This window comes from Pseudomonas sp. SCB32 (genome assembly GCF_009189165.1).
Taxonomy (GTDB): Bacteria; Pseudomonadota; Gammaproteobacteria; order Pseudomonadales; family Pseudomonadaceae; genus Pseudomonas.
On the sequence record NZ_CP045118.1, the window covers coordinates 1,903,841 to 1,921,440 of the forward strand.

At 64.5% G+C, this 17,600-nt stretch carries 18 protein-coding genes; all 18 read left to right on the forward strand.

Going from position 1 to position 17,600, the window contains the following annotated elements; translation table 11 throughout:
- Positions 1 to 10 precede the first annotated feature (10 nt).
- The 18 genes from flgL (at position 11) to GA645_RS09115 (ending at position 17,600) form a co-directional block, all read left to right on the forward strand.
- The gene (gene flgL / locus GA645_RS09030; protein WP_152221958.1) at positions 11 to 1,282 is read left to right on the forward strand and encodes a flagellar hook-associated protein FlgL; all 1,272 of its coding nucleotides are present in this window, start codon (positions 11 to 13) and stop codon (positions 1,280 to 1,282) included.
- Between the two features lie 9 nt (positions 1,283 to 1,291).
- Positions 1,292 to 1,543: a hypothetical protein gene (locus GA645_RS09035; RefSeq protein ID WP_152221960.1), complete on the forward strand. Its 252-nt coding sequence runs from the start codon at positions 1,292 to 1,294 to the stop codon at positions 1,541 to 1,543.
- A gap of 87 nt (positions 1,544 to 1,630) precedes the next feature.
- A complete protein-coding gene (locus GA645_RS09040) occupies positions 1,631 to 3,073 on the forward strand; it encodes a flagellin (RefSeq protein ID WP_152221962.1) in 1,443 nt (480 codons plus the stop codon).
- A 78-nt stretch (positions 3,074 to 3,151) separates the two neighbouring features.
- Positions 3,152 to 3,514: a flagellar protein FlaG gene (locus GA645_RS09045; RefSeq protein WP_306092911.1), complete on the forward strand. Its 363-nt coding sequence runs from the start codon at positions 3,152 to 3,154 to the stop codon at positions 3,512 to 3,514.
- A gap of 83 nt (positions 3,515 to 3,597) precedes the next feature.
- Positions 3,598 to 5,043 carry a flagellar filament capping protein FliD gene (fliD, locus tag GA645_RS09050; protein ID WP_152221965.1) on the forward strand — a complete coding sequence of 482 codons (1,446 nt, stop codon included), beginning with the start codon at positions 3,598 to 3,600 and terminating at the stop codon, positions 5,041 to 5,043.
- 130 nt (positions 5,044 to 5,173) lie between these two features.
- Positions 5,174 to 5,554 (forward strand): flagellar export chaperone FliS, encoded by a 381-nt coding sequence (gene fliS, locus GA645_RS09055; RefSeq protein ID WP_152221967.1) that lies wholly within the window; start codon positions 5,174 to 5,176, stop codon positions 5,552 to 5,554.
- A 14-nt stretch (positions 5,555 to 5,568) separates the two neighbouring features.
- Positions 5,569 to 5,865, forward strand: coding sequence for a flagellar protein FliT (locus GA645_RS09060; protein ID WP_152221969.1), 297 nt, complete (start codon positions 5,569 to 5,571; stop codon positions 5,863 to 5,865).
- A 259-nt stretch (positions 5,866 to 6,124) separates the two neighbouring features.
- Positions 6,125 to 7,600 (forward strand): sigma-54 dependent transcriptional regulator, encoded by a 1,476-nt coding sequence (locus tag GA645_RS09065; protein ID WP_152221970.1) that lies wholly within the window; start codon positions 6,125 to 6,127, stop codon positions 7,598 to 7,600.
- Between the two features lie 120 nt (positions 7,601 to 7,720).
- Positions 7,721 to 8,965, forward strand: coding sequence for a PAS domain-containing sensor histidine kinase (locus tag GA645_RS09070; protein WP_256676112.1), 1,245 nt, complete (start codon positions 7,721 to 7,723; stop codon positions 8,963 to 8,965).
- Between the two features lie 5 nt (positions 8,966 to 8,970).
- Entirely contained in the window at positions 8,971 to 10,374 is a 1,404-nt protein-coding gene (gene fleR / locus GA645_RS09075) for a sigma-54-dependent response regulator transcription factor FleR (RefSeq protein ID WP_152221973.1), read from the forward strand.
- Positions 10,375 to 10,879: 505 nt separating this feature from the next.
- Positions 10,880 to 11,212, forward strand: coding sequence for a flagellar hook-basal body complex protein FliE (fliE, locus tag GA645_RS09080; protein ID WP_152221974.1), 333 nt, complete (start codon positions 10,880 to 10,882; stop codon positions 11,210 to 11,212).
- Positions 11,213 to 11,229: 17 nt separating this feature from the next.
- On the forward strand, positions 11,230 to 13,020 hold the full coding sequence (gene fliF / locus GA645_RS09085) for a flagellar basal-body MS-ring/collar protein FliF (RefSeq protein ID WP_152221976.1): 1,791 nt from the start codon (positions 11,230 to 11,232) through the stop codon (positions 13,018 to 13,020).
- Positions 13,021 to 13,026: 6 nt separating this feature from the next.
- Positions 13,027 to 14,043, forward strand: coding sequence for a flagellar motor switch protein FliG (fliG, locus tag GA645_RS09090; protein ID WP_152221978.1), 1,017 nt, complete (start codon positions 13,027 to 13,029; stop codon positions 14,041 to 14,043).
- Complete coding sequence (gene fliH / locus GA645_RS09095; protein ID WP_152221980.1) at positions 14,044 to 14,820, forward strand: flagellar assembly protein FliH; 777 nt, start codon at positions 14,044 to 14,046, stop codon at positions 14,818 to 14,820.
- Positions 14,810 to 16,165, forward strand: a complete 1,356-nt coding sequence (fliI, locus tag GA645_RS09100) for a flagellar protein export ATPase FliI (protein ID WP_152221982.1) — start codon at positions 14,810 to 14,812, stop codon at positions 16,163 to 16,165. Before fliH ends, fliI begins: the two co-directional genes overlap by 11 nt.
- 28 nt (positions 16,166 to 16,193) lie before the next feature.
- Positions 16,194 to 16,637, forward strand: a complete 444-nt coding sequence (gene fliJ / locus GA645_RS09105) for a flagellar export protein FliJ (RefSeq protein WP_152221984.1) — start codon at positions 16,194 to 16,196, stop codon at positions 16,635 to 16,637.
- A 52-nt stretch (positions 16,638 to 16,689) separates the two neighbouring features.
- Positions 16,690 to 16,959: an aminoglycoside phosphotransferase family protein gene (locus GA645_RS09110; protein ID WP_152221986.1), complete on the forward strand. Its 270-nt coding sequence runs from the start codon at positions 16,690 to 16,692 to the stop codon at positions 16,957 to 16,959.
- Entirely contained in the window at positions 16,947 to 17,600 is a 654-nt protein-coding gene (locus GA645_RS09115; protein WP_152221989.1) for a DUF1345 domain-containing protein, read from the forward strand. Before GA645_RS09110 ends, GA645_RS09115 begins: the two co-directional genes overlap by 13 nt.

The window sequence follows — 17,600 nt, forward strand, 5'->3', positions numbered from 1 at the left end:
GAAGTTGACCATGCGTATCTCCACCATCCAGGCATACAACAACTCGGTCGGCGGCCTGCAGAAGAACTACGGCAACGTCACCCGCACCCAGGAGCAGATCAGCACCGGCAAGCGCATCCTCACCCCGGCGGACGACCCGGTGGCCTCGGTGCGCCTGCTGCAACTGAGCCAGGAGCAGTCGCTCAACGACCAGTACAAGAGCAACATCACGGCGGCGAAGAACAGCCTCAACTCGGAAGAGTCGATCCTGCAGTCGGTGGGCAACGTCATCCAGCGCGTTCGTGAAATCGCCGTGCAGGCGGGCAACGGCGCGCTGGACTCCACCGACAAGAACTCCCTCGCCACCGAGCTCTCGCAGCGCGAGGACGAGCTGATGAACCTGCTCAACAGCAAGGACGCCAGCGGCAAGTACCTGTTCTCCGGCAGCCAGGGCGATACCCAGCCCTTCGTGCGCAACCCCGACGGCACCTACACCTACCAGGGCGACGAAAGCCAGCGCCAGGTGCAGATCGCGAGTAGCACGCTGCTGGGCATCAGCGACAGCGGCAAGCTGCTGTTCGACAGCGCGGCCAACGTCAACCGTGTGACCACCGGCGCCGCCGCCACCAACACCGGCACTGGGCGGGTCTCGCTGGGGCTGGTCACCGACAAGCAGGCCTATGACGGCACCTTCCCGTCGAGCGTGCCGCCAGCGGCCACCGACGGCATTGGCATCCGCTTCCTCGACAGCAAGAACTACGAGGTCTACAACCTCAACGACCCAGCCCTGCCGGCCAGCTACACGCCCCTGAAGACCGGCGCCATCGACGACAATCCGCAGACCAACGACTTCGTCGAGTACGGCGGCGTGAAGGTGCAGATCGACGGCACGCCGGCGGCGGGCGATACCTTCAAGGTCAACCGCGACCCGTCCACCGAGAAAAAGGGCCTGCTCAACGTCGTGGCCGACCTGCGCAAGGCGCTGTCCAGCGCCACCGACGACCAGGCGGGCAACTACGCGATCCGCGACTCCACCGCGGTGGCCATCTCCAACCTCGACTCGGTGAACACCCAGGTGCTTTCGGGGCAGGGCAAGATCGGCGCGCGACTCAACGTGATCGACTCCACCGAGACCTTCATTGACGACGTGAAGCTGGTGAACACCGGGGTCATTTCCGACCTGCAGGACCTGGACTACGCCGAGGCGCTGTCGCGCCTGTCGATGCAGTCCACCATCCTCCAGGCGGCGCAGCAGAGCTACGTGAAGATCAGCGGCCTGAGCCTGTTCAACTACCTCAACTGATCAGTGCCGATGATCAAACAAGCCCACGTGCCTAAAGCCGTGGGCTTTTTTGTCGACACTGTTTCTGCATGGAGTCCAGGTTGTAGGAGCGAGCTTGCTCGCGAACCCACCCGGCTCTGGATCTGCCGGGAAATCCGTTCGCGAGCAAGCTCGCCCCTACAGGTTGGTTTGGCGAAAGCTCGCTGCAAGTACCTGATTCAAAAGCTGAAAAAATCTCTTGAATTTTTTTCTAAAGCTCACCGGATCAGCGCCGATACATAGTTCGAATGCGAATTCTTGGTGTCCCTGAGCAAGCAGGCCGAGATATCGCACGCTCAGGAACGAACAGGACCTCTGAAGGAGACCATCATGGCCCTTACCGTCAACACGAACATTGCTTCCCTCAACACCCAGCGTAACCTCAATGGCTCGTCCAACGCGCTGAGCACCTCGCTGCAGCGTCTGTCCACTGGTTACCGCATCAACAGCGCCAAGGATGACGCCGCCGGCCTGCAGATCTCCAACCGTCTGACCAACCAGATCAATGGTCTGAACGTCGCCACCCGCAACGCCAACGACGGCATCTCCCTGGCGCAGACCGCTGAAGGTGCCCTGCAGCAGTCCACCAACATCCTGTCGCGTATCCGTGACCTGTCCCTGCAGTCCGCCAACGGCTCCAACAGCGATGCCGACCGTGCCGCCCTGCAGAAAGAAGTGTCCGCCCAGCAGGCCGAACTGACCCGTATCGCCGACACCACCACCTTCGGTGGTCGCAAGCTGCTGGACGGCTCCTTCGGTTCCTCCAGCTTCCAGGTCGGTTCCAACGCCTACGAAACCATCGACGTCAGCCTGCAGAGCGCAAAAGCCAGCGCCATTGGTTCCTACCAGCTGGGTAACAACGGTGCTACTCCGGCCACTGAGGCTGGCACTCTAGTTGCTGCTCCGGCCGCTTATGGTGCCGTGAATATCACTGGCGGTGGTTCCACCGCTGCCCTGACCCTGACCTCCGACAGCGCCAAGGGCGCGGCGGCTGAGATTGATGGCGCCATTCCGGGCCTGAGCGCTACTGCGCGTACCGTATTCAAGGCCGACGTTTCGGGTGTAGCTGCTGGCGAAGGCCTGTCCTTCCAGGTGACCGTGGGGAGCGCAAGCGTTAACTTCGCTGGTGTCAACAGCACCAAGGATCTCGCTGACCAGATGAACTCCAACGGCGCCAAGCTGGGGATCACTGCCAGCGTCGACAAGACCGGAGCCCTGACCATCACTTCCGCCACTGGCGAGAACGTCACCTTCGGCGCCATCACTGAAAGTGGTAGCGGCACTGCGGGCAAGATCAACGTCAGCATTCAGGGTGCCGATGGCAAATTCGGTACTGCCGCCGCAGTCGCTGCTGGCGGCGGCAGCGTCGAAGGCTACGTTCAACTGAACTCGCCGACCGCGTACACCGTTTCTGGCGCCGGCGCAGCCAAGCTGTTCGGCGGCACCACTGCTCAGCAGTCCACCGTGGCCAACGTCGACATCTCCACCGCTTCCGGCGCTCAGAACGCCATCGCGGTGATCGATAACGCCCTGGCTGCGATCGACTCCCAGCGCGCTGACCTCGGTGCCGTGCAAAACCGCTTCAGCAACACCATCGACAACCTGACCAACATCTCGGAGAACGCCTCCGCTGCCCGTAGCCGTATCAAGGACACCGACTTCGCCGCGGAAACCGCGTCGCTGTCGAAGAACCAGGTACTGCAGCAGGCCGGTACCGCGATCCTGGCCCAGGCCAACCAGCTGCCGCAGTCGGTACTCAGCCTGCTCCGCTAATACCGGATCGGGTTCTGAGGCAGCCACAGGAGGAGGGGGAAACCCTTCCTCCTTTTTGCCTTTTCCGAGGGGATGCAGATGGACATCATGAACATCGCTTCGACTACGCTGCTGGGTGGCGGCAAGACCCAGACGGCTACCACGCCCGCCGGGAGTGCGCGCTCTGATAGCGCCGCACCGGAAGCGCAGCAGGATGCCGCCAGCCGTGCGCAGGATCAGCGCGGCCAGCTGGATACCGCGGTTGCCAGCATTCAGTCCTATGCGCAGTCGGTCACGCGAAACCTGAATTTCAGCATCGACGACTCCACCGGCGATGTGGTGGTCAAGGTCATCGATGGCGAATCCGGCAAGGTGGTGCGGCAAATTCCTTCCGAGGAAGTACTAAAGCTTGCCGCCCGGCTCGACGATATGCGCAGCTTGATGTTCGAGGCCCGCGCCTGACGCGGGTTGGTTGCATTGGCATGGTGCTTGCCTCATTGATGCGGCAAGGACTATTGCTCGCGGAATTTTGACGGAGGTGGAAGATGGCAGGTGTAACCGGGATCGCGACAGGGAATGACTACACAGCCCTGATTACGTCGATCGTCAATCTTGAGAAGTCGCCCAAGCAGACCCAGCTGGACACACTCTCCAAGAGCACCACCACCAAACTCACCTCCCTGGGGCAGCTCAAGAGTGCCATCAGTGATTTCCAGAGTGCACTGGTAGCGCTGAACAGCCCATCGTCCTTCCTGGCGCGTACCGCCAAGTCATCGGACGAAAGCATTTTCAAGGCTACTGCGACACAGAGTGCCGCCGCAGGCAGCTATCAGGTCCAGGTTCAGCAGTTGGCTGGCACCAGCAAGGTCGCCCTTCAGTCGGTTGCCAGTAGCACTGACGTCAAGTTCAACAGCGGCACGCTGAAGCTGTCGCTGGGTGACAGCGAGGTCGCTTCGATCGATATCGACCCCACCAACAACACCTTGGCTGGCGTGCGGGATGCGATCAACAAGCAATCTTCCACCTCCGGCATCACCGCCACCATTATTTCGGACGCTTCCGGTTCCCGCCTGGTGCTCAACAGTACCAAGTCCGGCGATGGCAACGACATCAAGGTCGAGGTCTCGGGGGAGGGCACCAACGGTGATACCAGCCTGAGCAAGCTGGCATTCGACCCTGCCACCGCCCAAAGCCTGGCCTCGCTGACGGATGCCGACAAGGCGGCAGGGCTTGGCGGCTATGTGACCAAGGCGCAAAGCGCGAAGCTGACAGTGGATGGTCTTTCGGTCGTCAGCGATACGAATACCGTGACCTCGGCAATCGAGGGCGTCAGCATCAATCTGACCAAGGTGACCGCCGCGGACACTCCAGTCACCCTGACCGTCGGTCGTGACGAGGATGGCGTCAAGGCGAACGTGCAGAAGTTTGTTGATGCGTACAACAAGCTCATCACCTACACCAATGCGCAAACCAAGGTCACGTCCGTTGGCGAGGACAAGGCCCCTGTCACCGGCCCGTTGGTGGGCGACGCTTCGATCCGCTCGATGCTGAGCGCAGTGCGTAACGAGATGGTTGCTCCCAACGCCAATGGCGGCAGTTTCAACAGCCTGGCCAGCCTGGGCGTGACCACGAAGAAAGACGGCACCCTGGAGATCGACAGCGACAAGCTTGCCAAGGCCGTCAGCTCCGACTTCGAAGGCGTCTCGGCCTATTTCACCGGCGATAACGGACTGGCCAGTCGCCTCGGCGGCAAGCTCAAAGCCTACACGGACGCTGATGGCATCCTCGATCAGCGTACCGACATCCTGCAGCGCACGCTGAGCAGCGTCGACAAGCAGCAGTCGGACCTCAATCTGCGTATCGCCGCCTTGCAGGACCGCCTGAACAAGCAGTTCTCGACCATGGACAACCTGGTCGCCGAGCTCACCAAGACTGGCAACAACCTCGCCAGTCAACTGGCAAGCATGCCCTTCGCCAACAAGAATGGCTAAATCCATTGCCCGCGCGACGCCCTGAACGGGCTCGCGCGACGGTCAGAAAAAAATTCCCAATTGACGATAAAGCTCCTGCACTACCGGCCGATACCTTGGTCAGTAGATGAATTCCCCGCAGGAGCCTGCCATGTACGCCATGAGAGCCATGAAGCAATACCAGCAAGTCAGCCTGGAGTCGCGCGTCGCCGAGTCGTCGCCGCACGGCCTGATCCAGATGCTGATGCAGGGTGGTCTGGAGCGCATGGCGCAAGCCCGTGGTGCCATCGAGCGTGGCCAGCTGGCCGAGCGTGGCGAGCTGATCAGCAAGGCCATCGGCATCGTCGGCGGGCTGCGCGAGGCGCTGAACCTGGAGCAGGGCGGCGAGCTGGCGTTGAACCTTGATCGACTTTACGGTTACATGACCGAGCGCCTGCTGGAGGCCAATCGCAATGGCGACGCCGCCATCCTCGACGAGCTCTCCGGCCTGCTGCGCGAAGTGAAGTCGGGCTGGGACGCAATCGCCGCCTGAAGGAAGGACGAGTCATGAATCAGGCCATGCAACAACTCAATGAAACCCGTGCCGCGCTTTGTGCCGCGATGCACAGCAAGGACTGGGACGCCATCGGCGAACTGGACCGGATGTGCCGCGAGCAGGTGGACGTGGCCATGCAGGATGCCGAGCGCGACGAGCAGGCCCTGCGCGATACCATGGAGCAGCTGTTGGCGCTCTATGCCGAGCTGGTCAAGGTCTGCACCGCCCAGCGTACCGCCATTGGCGAGGAGCTGACCGCCGTGCGCCGCTCCAGCCAGGGCGCCAAGGTCTACCAGATGTTCGGCTGATCCGTTCGGATCGGTTTCCCCGGGCGGCCCCACGGGCCGCCGTCGAGTTTGTGCGAACTGGCTCTCAGTTCGAATGCCATGACCCGGGTCAGTGCCCTTCGTCGGGCAGCATCAAAAAAAACACGCCATAAATTTGACTCTTGCCACATTTTTGACTTTACTAGTGGCCAAATGCTGGCGAACACGGGGAATTGTGCTTTCGCCAGTCTCGTCTCTGCGCCGTTCGACGGCCTCAAAGCCCCGGGATGACAAGCTAAAGATGTGGCGCGAAACCAAGATCCTCCTGATCGACGATAACCAGGACCGGTGCCGTGATCTCTCGGTCATCATCGGCTTCCTTGGCGAGGACCAGATCTCCTGCGGCAGCCAGGATTGGCGCCAGGCGGTCGACGCGCTGCCCAACGGCAGCCGCGATGTGCTCTGCGTGTTGCTCGGCAACGTGGAAAGCAAGGGCGGGGCGCTGGAGCTGCTCAAGCAGGTAGCGGCCTGGGACGAATTCCTGCCGGTGCTGCTGATCGGCGAGCCGGTGCCCGCTGACTGGCCCGATGAGCTACGTCGCCGCGTGCTGGCCAGCCTGGAAATGCCGCCCAGCTACAACAAGCTGCTCGACTCCCTGCACCGTGCCCAGGTCTACCGCGAGATGTACGACCAGGCTCGCGAGCGAGGCCGCCAGCGCGAGCCCAACCTGTTCCGCAGCCTGGTGGGCACCAGCCGTGCCATCCAGCAGGTGCGGCAGATGATGCAGCAGGTCGCCGACACCGACGCCAGCGTGCTGATCCTTGGTGAGTCCGGCACCGGCAAGGAAGTGGTCGCGCGCAACCTTCATTACCATTCCAAGCGCCGCGACGCGCCCTTCGTGCCGGTCAACTGCGGCGCGATCCCGGCGGAGCTGCTGGAAAGCGAACTGTTCGGCCACGAGAAGGGCGCTTTCACCGGCGCCATCACCAGCCGCGCCGGCCGTTTCGAGCTGGCCAACGGCGGCACCCTGTTCCTCGACGAGATCGGCGACATGCCGCTGCCGATGCAGGTCAAGCTGCTGCGCGTGCTGCAGGAGCGCACCTTCGAGCGGGTGGGCAGCAACAAGACGCAGAACGTGGACGTGCGCATCATCGCCGCCACCCACAAGAACCTCGAGAAGATGATCGAGGACGGCAGCTTCCGCGAGGACCTGTACTACCGCCTCAACGTCTTCCCCATCGAGATGGCCCCGCTGCGCGAGCGCGTGGAGGACATCCCGCTGCTGATGAACGAACTGATCTCGCGCATGGAGCACGAGAAGCGCGGGTCGATCCGCTTCAACTCCGCGGCCATCATGTCGCTCTGCCGTCACGACTGGCCGGGCAACGTGCGTGAGCTGGCGAACCTCGTCGAGCGTCTGGCGATCATGCATCCCTACGGCGTGATCGGCGTCGGCGAGCTGCCGAAGAAATTCCGTCACGTCGACGACGAGGACGAGCAACTGGCGAGCAGCCTGCGCGAGGAGCTGGAAGAGCGCGCGGCGATCACCGCCGGCCTGCCGGGCCTCGATTCACCGGCCATGCTGCCGGCCGAAGGCATCGACCTGAAGGATTACCTGGCAAATCTGGAGCAGGGCCTGATCCAGCAGGCGCTGGACGATGCCGCCGGTGTCGTTGCCCGTGCCGCCGAACGCCTGCGTATCCGCCGCACCACCCTGGTGGAGAAGATGCGCAAGTACGGCATGAGCCGTCGCGAGGAGGAAATGGCGGAGGATTGACGCCTCCGCCATTCTCTATTCTCTAACTCGTTGAAAATTAACGAGTAAATTTTCGGCACGCGGTTTGCTAAGACTCATCCGACCGACAGTTCTACGACGTCGGACGGATGAGAGAACCGCATGATGCCAGTCGCCCAACGCCAGTCCGAAACCACCTCCCTCACGCCTGTAGAGGCCCTTGCGCCCGTCGAAGAAAACAGGCCGGTGGAGGAGAGCAGCCGCGCGAATCTGGAACAGGCTTTTGCCCTGTTCAACCAGATGTCCAACCAGCTCAGCGAGTCCTACAGCCTGCTGGAGGCGCGCGTCACCGAGCTCAAGGGCCAGCTGGCCCTGGTCAGCGCCCAGCGCATGCAGGAACTGGCTGAGAAGGAGCGCCTGGCCAACCGCCTGCAGAGCCTGCTCGACGTGCTGCCCGGCGGCGTCATCGTGCTCGACGCCCAGGGTGTGGTGCGTGACGCCAATCCGGTGGCCTGCGCGCTGCTCGGCAAGCCGCTGGTGGGCATGCTCTGGCGCGAGGTGATCTCCCGCAGTTTCGCTCCCCGTGCCGACGACGGCCATGAAGTTTCCCTGCGCGATGGACGCCGCGTGTCCATCGCCATCCGCTCGCTGAACGGCGAGCCCGGCCAGCTCATCCTGCTCAACGACCTGACGGAAACCCGTCGCCTGCAGGACCAGTTGGCACGCCACGAGCGTCTTTCCGCACTGGGCCGGATGGTCGCCTCGCTGGCCCACCAGATCCGTACGCCGCTTTCCGCCGCCATGCTCTACGCCAGTCACCTGAGCGAGCAGGAGTTGCCGCTGGAGCAGCAACAGCGCTTCGCCGGACGGATCAAGGAGCGTCTGCACGAGCTGGAAAACCAGGTGCGCGACATGCTGGTGTTCGCCCGCGGCGAACTGCCACTGCCGGACCGCATGGCGCCGTCGCAGCTGTTCACCAGCCTGCGCGCTGCCGCCGAATCCCATGTTGCCGGCCTGAGCGTCCGTTGGCAGTGCGACGCCCGCGCGGGCGAGTTGCTGTGCAACCGCGACACCCTGGTCGGCACGTTGCTCAACCTGGTGGAAAACGCCATCCAGGCTGCCGGCCGCGACGTGCGCCTGAAGGTGCACCTGTATGCGCGCGGTGACAGCCTGCGTCTGTCGATCAGCGACAACGGGCCGGGTATGAGCGCCGAAACCCTGGCGCGCCTGGGCGAACCCTTCTTCACCACCAAGACCACCGGTACGGGCCTCGGCCTGGCCGTGGTCAAGGCCGTTGCCAAGGCCCACCAGGGCGAGCTGCGCCTGCGCTCGCGCGCCGGCCGTGGCACCTGCGCCACCCTGATCCTGCCGTTGATCAACGCTCAAACCATCGCTCACAAGGAATGAACACCATGGCCGCCAAAGTCCTGCTGGTCGAAGACGACCGCGCCCTGCGTGAAGCCCTGTCCGACACCCTGATGCTCGGCGGGCACGACTTCATCGCCGTCGACTGCGCCGAGGCCGCGCTGCCGGCCCTGGAGAAAGATGCCTTCAGCCTGGTGATCAGCGATGTGAACATGCCGGGCATGGACGGGCACCAGCTGCTGGGCCTGATCCGCGCGCGTTATCCACAGCTGCCGGTACTGCTGATGACCGCCTACGGCGCGGTGGACCGCGCGGTGGAGGCCATGCGCCAGGGCGCGGCGGATTACCTGGTCAAACCCTTCGAGCCCAAGGCCCTGCTGGAGCTGGTGGCGCGTCATGCGCTGGGTACGGTCGCCCGTGTCGAGGGTGACGGTCCGGTGGCGCTGGAGCCGGCCAGCCGGCAATTGCTGGAGCTGGCTGCCCGCGTCGCGCGCAGTGACTCCACCGTGCTGATCTCCGGCGAGTCCGGCACCGGCAAGGAAGTGCTGGCCCAGTACATCCACCAGCAGTCTCCGCGCGCGGCCAAGCCGTTCGTGGCGATCAACTGCGCGGCGATCCCGGACAACATGCTCGAGGCCACTCTGTTCGGCCACGAGAAGGGCGCCTTCACTGGCGCCATCGCCGCCCAGCCGGGCAAGTTCGAACTGGCCGATGGTGGCACCATCCTGCTCGACGAAATCTCCGAGATGCCATTGGGACTGCAGGCCAAGCTGCTGCGCGTGCTGCAGGAGCGCGAGGTGGAGCGCGTTGGCGCGCGCAAGCCGATCAGCCTGGACATCCGTGTGCTCGCCACCACCAACCGCGACCTGCTCGGTGAAGTGGCGGCGGGGCGTTTCCGTGAGGACCTGTACTACCGACTTTCGGTGTTCCCGCTGGCCTGGCGCCCGCTGCGCGAACGCCCGGCGGACATCCTGCCGCTGGCCGAGCGCCTGCTGGCCAAGTACTCCCGCAAGATGAACCTTGCGCCGGTCACGCTCTGCGCCGACGCCCGCGCCGCCCTGCTGGCGCACCCGTGGCCGGGCAACGTGCGTGAGCTGGACAACGCCATCCAGCGTTCGCTGATCCTGCAGCAGGGTGGCCAGGTACAGGCTGCCGACCTCTGCCTGACCGCGCCCATCGGTCATGCGCCACGTCCGGTGCTCGCCGCAGTTCCGGCGCCGGCTCCGGCCAGCGTCGAAATTCCGTCACCTGCCGTGCAGGACGCCGGTGCCCTGGGTGAAGACCTCAAGCGCCGTGAGTTCCAGATGATCATCGATACCCTGCGCAGCGAGCGCGGCCGCCGCAAGGAAGCTGCCGAGCGCCTTGGGATCAGCCCGCGTACCCTGCGCTACAAACTGGCGCAGATGCGCGACGCGGGGATGGATGTGGAGGCGTATCTGTACGCCAGCTGATGGATTGCGAGTTCCCCTCTTGGCCCGCCGTTGTGCGGGCTTTTTCTTGGTGGGGGTGGTGGGCCTTGGTCTCTGTAGGAGCGGACTTTGTCCGCGAAGTTTTTTGTTCTCGTTTGGGTGTTTATGCGCCGCTTCGGCGTGTGCCGATGCGGCGCATAAACACCGAACAGGACAGCGGATAACGCATGAGGCGTTATGCGCCCTGCGGCCCAGCAGGATGAACTCCCATAGGCAACTTGCTCGCGAACCGAAGTTGATCGCGGACGGAGTCCGCTCCTACGTAGGCGGGATACGTCGGCATTTCCCTGTCGGAACGAACTCATCCGCGACAGATTTCGCGGATAAGATCCGTTCCTACGGGAGCCGCGCCCTACGGTTTTGAACACCCGATCCCAGAGCCTCCCCATCAAAAAAACTACCCCCAAAACCTGGCACCCAAGTTGCAATCCCCAGTGCAAAGAGCCGCGTAGCGTCAAAAAACTGCGGCCAGTCGGAGGGGTAGGTAATGAGTCAGGGTGTCGAATTCAATCGTCTGCTGCTGGAGATGCGCTCCATGCAGATGGAAGCCATGGCCAAGTCGAAGGCGCAGGCCGCGCAACCGACCGAGGCGGGCGCGCCGAGCTTCTCGCAGATGCTCAACCAGGCGGTCGACAAGGTGAACGGCACCCAGCAGGTTGCCACCGATATGGCCACCGCCTTCGAAGTCGGCCAGAGCGGCGTCGATCTCACCGACGTGATGATCGCTTCGCAGAAAGCCTCTGTGTCCTTCCAGGCCATGACCCAGGTACGCAACAAGCTCGTCCAGGCGTACCAGGACATCATGCAGATGCCGGTCTGAGTCTGAGGTAGCAGGTCATGGCTGACGCCACCGTAGACAGTCAGGTTCCCGCCAAGCTCGGCGCCGACGCGCCGAAGAAGCCGCTGCTGGGCCTGACCTTCCTCGAAAACCTCGCGGACATGCCCGTGCTGCGCCAGGTCGGCCTGCTGGTCGGCCTCGCCGCGAGCATCGCCGTCGGTTTCGGCATGGTGCTCTGGTCGCAGCAGCCCGATTACAAGCCGCTGTACGGCAGCCTCAATGGCGTCGACGCCAACAAGGTGGTCGAGGCGCTGAGCGCCGCCGATATCGCCTACAAGGTCGAGCCCAACTCCGGCGCGCTGCTGGTGAAGGCGGACGACCTCGGCCGCGCTCGAATGAAAGTGGCCAGCGCCGGCGTCGCGCCGACCGACAACAACGTCGGCTTCGAGATACTCGACAAGGAACAGGCACTGGGCACCAGCCAGTTCATGGAAGCGACCAATTACCGTCGCGGCCTGGAAGGCGAGCTGGCGCGCACCATTTCCAGCCTGAACAACGTCAAGGGCGCTCGCGTGCACCTGGCGATTCCGAAGAGCTCGGTGTTCGTTCGCGACGACCGCAAGCCCAGCGCCTCGGTGCTGGTCGAGCTGTATCCGGGCCGCACCCTGGAGCCGAGCCAGGTGCTGGCGATCGTCAACCTGGTGGCGACCAGCGTGCCGGAGCTGAACAAGTCCCAGGTCACCGTAGTCGACCAGAAAGGCACCCTGTTGTCCGACCAGCAGGAGCTCTCCGAGCTGACCATGGCCGGCAAGCAGTTTGACTACACCCGCCGCATGGAAAGCAACCTCAACCAGCGCGTGCACAGCATCCTGCAGCCGGTGCTGGGCAATGGCCGTTACAAGGCCGAAGTGTCCGCCGATGTCGACTTCAGCGCGGTGGAGTCCACCTCCGAGTCCTACAACCCGGACCAGCCGGCGCTGCGCAGCGAGCAGAGCAACAGCGAGGAACGGCAGAACAGCAACGGCCCGCAGGGTGTGCCGGGCGCGCTGTCGAACCAGCCGCCGGGGCCCACCAGTGCGCCGCAGAAGGCCACCCAGAACGCGCCGTCCGAGTTTGTCGCGCCGGGCCAACCGCTGAAGGACGCCAACGGCCAGCCGATCATCGATCCGAAGACCGGCAAGCCTGAATTGGCGCCGTACCCGACCGACAAGCGCCAGCAGAACACCCGCAACTACGAGCTGGACCGCTCGGTGAGCTACACCAAGCAGCAGCAGGGTCGCCTGCGCCGGCTTTCCGTCGCGGTAGTGCTGGATGACCGGATGATCACCGACGCCAAGACCGGCGAAGTGACCCACAAGCCGTGGAGCGCCGACGAACTGTCGCGCTTCACCCGCCTGGTACAGGACGCCGTGGGCTACGACGCCAGCCGTGGCGACAGCGTCAGCGTGATCAACGCGCCGTTCGCTCCCGAGCAGGGCGATGAGATCGTCGCTCCGCCGTTCTACTCGCAGCCCTGGTTCTGGGACGTGGTCAAGCAAGTGCTGGGCATCGTCTTCATCCTGGTGCTGGTGCTGGGCGTGCTGCGTCCGGTGCTGAACAACCTCTCGGGCAGCAAGAGCAAGGCCCTGGTGGCCGGTGGCGCGGGTGCCGAGGGCGGGCTGGGCGAGCTGGGCGGCCTGGAGGGCGATCTGTCGGATGACCGCGTCAGCCTCGGCGGCCCCGCCAGTATTCTGTTGCCGAGCCCATCCGAGGGTTACGATGCGCAACTCAACGCGATCAAGAGCCTGGTCGCGCAGGACCCCGGGCGTGTGGCTCAGGTGGTGAAAGACTGGATCAATTCCGATGAGTGACCGCACATGAGCGAACCTCGGGCGAACGCCAAACTGAGCAAGGTCGACAAGGCCGCCATCCTCCTGCTGTCCCTCGGCGAGACCGACGCGGCGCAGGTGCTGCGGCACATGGGACCCAAGGAAGTACAGAAGGTCGGCGTGGCCATGGCGCAGATGCGCAATGTTCACCGTGAGCAGGTCGAGCAGGTGATGGGCGAGTTCGTCGAGATCGTCGGCGACCAGACCAGCCTGGGCGTCGGCGCTGACAGCTATATCCGCAAGATGCTCACCCAGGCCCTGGGCGAGGACAAGGCCAACAACCTGATCGACCGCATCCTGCTGGGCGGCAACACCAGTGGCCTGGACAGCCTGAAGTGGATGGAGCCGCGCGCCGTGGCCGACGTGATCCGCTACGAGCACCCGCAGATCCAGGCCATCGTGGTCGCCTACCTCGATCCGGACCAGGCCGCCGAAGTGCTCAGCCATTTCGACCACAAGGTGCGCCTGGACATCGTCCTGCGCGTGTCTTCGCTGAACACCGTGCAGCCGTCCGCGCTCAAGGAACTGAACCTGATCCTGGAGAAGCAGTTCGCCGGCAACGCCAACTCCACCCGCACCACCATGGGTGGCGTGAAGCGCGCGGCGGACATCATGAACTTCCTCGACAGTTCGGTCGAAGGCGCGCTGATGGACTCCATCCGCGAAGTGGACGAAGACCTCTCCGGGCAGATCGAAGACCTCATGTTCGTCTTCGACAACCTCGCCGACGTCGACGACCGTGGCATCCAGGCGCTGCTGCGGGAAGTGTCCTCCGACGTGCTGGTGCTGGCGCTCAAAGGTTCCGACGAGGCGATCCGCGAGAAGATCTTCCGCAACATGTCCAAGCGTGCCGCCGAACTGCTGCGCGACGACCTGGAGGCCAAGGGCCCGGTGCGCGTCAGCGAAGTGGAGAGCGCGCAGAAGGAAATCCTCACCATTGCGCGGCGCATGGCCGAGTCCGGTGAGATCGTGCTCGGCGGCAAGGGCGGCGAGGAGATGATCTAAGTGGTGCCCCCGGCCAAAGACGAACAGGAACTCAGCGAGCTGATCCGCGCACGCGATGTCTCGGGCTTCGACCGCTGGTCTCTGCCCAGCTTCGACCCGATCAAGCCGCTGCCCGAGCCTGAACCCGAGCCTGTGGCAGAAGAGCCACAGATCGAGGAAGTACCGGAGGAAGAGGTCAAGCCGCTGACGCTGGAGGAGCTCGAGGCGATCCGCCAGGACGCCTACAACGAGGGCTTCTCCGCCGGCGAGAAGGACGGCTTCCACGCCGGCCAGCTGAAGGCGCGTCAGGAAGCCGACGCGGCCCTGCAGCCGCGCCTGCAGAACCTGGAAACCCTGATGGGCCAGCTGCTGGAGCCGATCGCCGAACAGGACCAGATGCTTGAAGCGGGCATGCTCAGCCTGGTGACCCATGTGGTGCGCCAGGTGGTGCAACGCGAACTGGTCACCGACTCCAGCCAGATCCGCCAGGTGCTGCGCGAGGCACTGAAGCTGTTGCCGATGGGCGCCAGCAACATCCGCATCCAGGTCAACCCGCAGGACTTCGAACTGGTGAAGGCCCTGCGCGACCGCCACGAGGAGAGCTGGAAGATCATCGAGGACGACAGCCTGCTGCCCGGCGGCTGCCGCATCGAGACCGAACACTCGCGCATCGACGCCAGCGTCGAGACGCGGCTGGCCCAGGCGGTGAAGCAGCTCTTCGAACAGCAGCGCGACCAGGCGACCCACGCGCTGGAGCCGGATCTGCAGATCGACCTGGATGTGACCGATGCGCCTTGAGCGGGTCAGTTTCGCCCGTCGCCTGCAAGGCTACAGCGATGCGGTGAGCCTGCCGGCGCAGCCGGTTGTTGAGGGTCGTCTGCTGCGCATGGTCGGCCTGACCCTGGAGGCCGAAGGCCTGCAGGCCTCGGTCGGCAGCCGTTGCCAGGTGATCAACGATGGCGGCTATCACCCGGTGCAGGTCGAGGCCGAGGTGATGGGCTTCTCCGGCAGCAAGATCTACTTGATGCCCGTGGGCAGCCTTGCCGGCATCGCTCCCGGCGCCCGCGTGGTGCCGCTGCCGGATTCCGGCCGCCTGCCCATGGGCATGTCCATGCTCGGTCGTGTGCTCGATGGCGTCGGCCGCGCGCTGGACGGCAAGGGTGGCATGCGTGCCGAGGACTGGGTGCCGATGGAGGGGCCAATCATCAACCCCCTGGCGCGAGATCCGATCCACGAGCCCATGGACGTCGGCATCCGTTCGATCAACTCCCTGCTTACTGTCGGCCGTGGCCAACGCCTGGGTCTGTTCGCCGGCACCGGTGTGGGCAAGTCGGTGCTGCTGGGCATGATGACCCGCTTCACCAAGGCCGACATCATCGTGGTCGGGCTGATTGGCGAGCGGGGCCGCGAGGTGAAGGAGTTCATCGAGAACATCCTTGGCGAGGAAGGACTCAAGCGTTCGGTCGTCGTCGCCTCGCCAGCGGATGATGCGCCGCTGATGCGCCTGCGCGCCGCGCAGTACTGCACCCGCATCGCCGAATACTTCCGCGACAAGGGCAAGAACGTCCTGCTGCTGATGGACTCCCTGACCCGCTACGCCCAGGCCCAGCGCGAGATCGCCCTGGCCATCGGCGAGCCGCCGGCGACCAAGGGCTATCCGCCGTCGGTGTTCGCCAAGCTGCCGCGCCTGGTGGAACGTGCCGGTAACGGCGAGAAGGGCGGCGGTTCGATCACCGCCTTCTACACCGTGCTCAGCGAGGGTGACGACCAGCAGGACCCGATCGCTGACGCGGCCCGTGGCGTGCTCGACGGTCACTTCGTGCTGTCGCGCCGACTGGCGGAGGAAGGCCATTACCCGGCCATCGACATCGAAGCCTCGATCAGCCGGGTGATGCCCCAGGTCACCAGCCCCGAACACCTGCGTGACGCGCAGCGCTTCAAGCAGCTTTGGTCGCGTTATCAGCAGAGCCGCGACCTGATCAGTGTTGGTGCCTACGTGGCCGGCGGCGATGCAGAGACGGACCTGGCGATCCAGCGCTTCCCGATCATGCGCCAGTTCCTCCGCCAGGGGCTGGACGAGAGCCAGAACCTCGACGACAGCCGCCTGCTGCTGGACGCGGTGGTCAGCGGCAAGGCCGGCTGATGTCCGGCGCTTCCCGTAGGGGCCGGCCATGAACCGCCGCGCCGAACGCCTCGCGCCGGTGGTGGACATGGCCCTCAAGGCCGAACGCGAATCCGCGCGCCAGCTCGGTCTGGTGCAGAACCAGCTGGTGCAGGCACAGCGCAAGCTCGCCGAGCTGGAGCGTTATCGCCTGGACTACCAGCAGCAATGGATTCGCAATGGTCAGCAGGGCGTCACAGGGCAATGGCTGATCAACTACCAGCGCTTCCTTTCGCAGCTGGAAACCGCCGTCGAACAGCAGAACCGCGCCGTGGACTGGCACCAGGGCAGCGTCGACAAGGCCCGTGCCGCCTGGCAGGAGAAGTACACCCGCCTGGAAGGCCTGCGCAAGCTGGTGGAACGCTACCGCGAGGAGGCGCGCGCGGCAGCCGACAAGTACGAGCAGAAACAGCTCGACGAGTTCGCTCAGCGCCTGAGGCCTTCGCCGGACTGATCGTGGGTGCGTGCTAGTCTGCAGACTGACCTTCGACCGGAATGCCTGCTCCATGCCTGTCCCGCCGCCGTCCACGCCCGACTTTTCCCGCTACCTGCGCCTGTGGAACCTCACCCCGGAAGGCGAGCCCATCGTCACCCACAGCAGCCATCTGTTGCCGGTCCGCTGGCAGGGCCGTGCGGCGATGATCCAGGTCGCCTTCGAGGCGGAAGAGCAGGCCGGATCGCGGGTGATGCGCTGGTGGGACGGCGAGGGCGCGGCGCCGGTCCATTCCCATGACGGCGACGTGATGCTGATGGAGCGAGCCTCATGCTGCGCTTGAATCGGACACTTTTCAGCGCGCACCCGCGCCTGATCGCCGCCTGCACCGGCGGCCTGCTGGTGGCGCTGGCCTGTTACCGCCTGGAGCCGATGATCCGGGTGTTGGTGGGCTGGAACTGCATGGCCTGGCTGTACGTCCTGCTGATCGCCTGGCTGGCCTGGCGCGCCGACCCGCAGGAAGTGCGGCGCCTGGCCGAGATCGAGGACGAGAACGCCGAGGCGGTACTGGTGCTGATCAGCGTCGCGGCGCTGGCCAGCCTGGTGGCGATCGTCTTCGAATTGGCCGCCGCCGGTCACGCCGACGGTGGCGAAAAACTCTGGCGCTATGCCTTCACCGCCAGCACCGTGCTGGGCTCCTGGTTCCTCATCGGCATGGTGTTCACCATGCACTATGCGCGAATGTTCTACGCCTCCAGCGAAGGTGAACCGGTGCTGCGTTTTCCGGACGGGGAGAAGTGCCCGGATTACTGGGACTTCCTCTACTTCTCCTTCACCCTGAGCGTGGCGGTGCAGACCTCCGACGTGTCGGTCGCCTCGCGGGCCATGCGCAAGGTGGTGCTGGCCCACTCGGTGATCGGCTTCCTGTTCAACACGGCAATCCTGGGCCTGGCGATCAACCTGGGGGCGGGGTTGATCGGGTAG

What these genes read in the sequence shown, in the direction of transcription:
- fliE (WP_152221974.1), top strand. Translation starts at nt 10,880, where the DNA reads ATGAGTCAGGGTGTCGAATTCAATCGTCTGCTGCTGGAGATGCGCTCC.
- GA645_RS09040 (WP_152221962.1), top strand. Translation starts at nt 1,631, where the DNA reads ATGGCCCTTACCGTCAACACGAACATTGCTTCCCTCAACACCCAGCGT.
- GA645_RS09060 (WP_152221969.1), top strand. Translation starts at nt 5,569, where the DNA reads ATGAATCAGGCCATGCAACAACTCAATGAAACCCGTGCCGCGCTTTGT.
- GA645_RS09065 (WP_152221970.1), top strand. Translation starts at nt 6,125, where the DNA reads ATGTGGCGCGAAACCAAGATCCTCCTGATCGACGATAACCAGGACCGG.
- fliS (WP_152221967.1), top strand. Translation starts at nt 5,174, where the DNA reads ATGTACGCCATGAGAGCCATGAAGCAATACCAGCAAGTCAGCCTGGAG.
- fliD (WP_152221965.1), top strand. Translation starts at nt 3,598, where the DNA reads ATGGCAGGTGTAACCGGGATCGCGACAGGGAATGACTACACAGCCCTG.
- GA645_RS09115 (WP_152221989.1), top strand. Translation starts at nt 16,947, where the DNA reads ATGCTGCGCTTGAATCGGACACTTTTCAGCGCGCACCCGCGCCTGATC.
- GA645_RS09035 (WP_152221960.1), top strand. Translation starts at nt 1,292, where the DNA reads ATGATCAAACAAGCCCACGTGCCTAAAGCCGTGGGCTTTTTTGTCGAC.
- fliF (WP_152221976.1), top strand. Translation starts at nt 11,230, where the DNA reads ATGGCTGACGCCACCGTAGACAGTCAGGTTCCCGCCAAGCTCGGCGCC.
- fliG (WP_152221978.1), top strand. Translation starts at nt 13,027, where the DNA reads ATGAGCGAACCTCGGGCGAACGCCAAACTGAGCAAGGTCGACAAGGCC.
- GA645_RS09045 (WP_306092911.1), top strand. Translation starts at nt 3,152, where the DNA reads ATGGACATCATGAACATCGCTTCGACTACGCTGCTGGGTGGCGGCAAG.
- GA645_RS09070 (WP_256676112.1), top strand. Translation starts at nt 7,721, where the DNA reads ATGATGCCAGTCGCCCAACGCCAGTCCGAAACCACCTCCCTCACGCCT.
- flgL (WP_152221958.1), top strand. Translation starts at nt 11, where the DNA reads ATGCGTATCTCCACCATCCAGGCATACAACAACTCGGTCGGCGGCCTG.
- fliI (WP_152221982.1), top strand. Translation starts at nt 14,810, where the DNA reads ATGCGCCTTGAGCGGGTCAGTTTCGCCCGTCGCCTGCAAGGCTACAGC.
- fleR (WP_152221973.1), top strand. Translation starts at nt 8,971, where the DNA reads ATGGCCGCCAAAGTCCTGCTGGTCGAAGACGACCGCGCCCTGCGTGAA.
- GA645_RS09110 (WP_152221986.1), top strand. Translation starts at nt 16,690, where the DNA reads ATGCCTGTCCCGCCGCCGTCCACGCCCGACTTTTCCCGCTACCTGCGC.
- fliJ (WP_152221984.1), top strand. Translation starts at nt 16,194, where the DNA reads ATGAACCGCCGCGCCGAACGCCTCGCGCCGGTGGTGGACATGGCCCTC.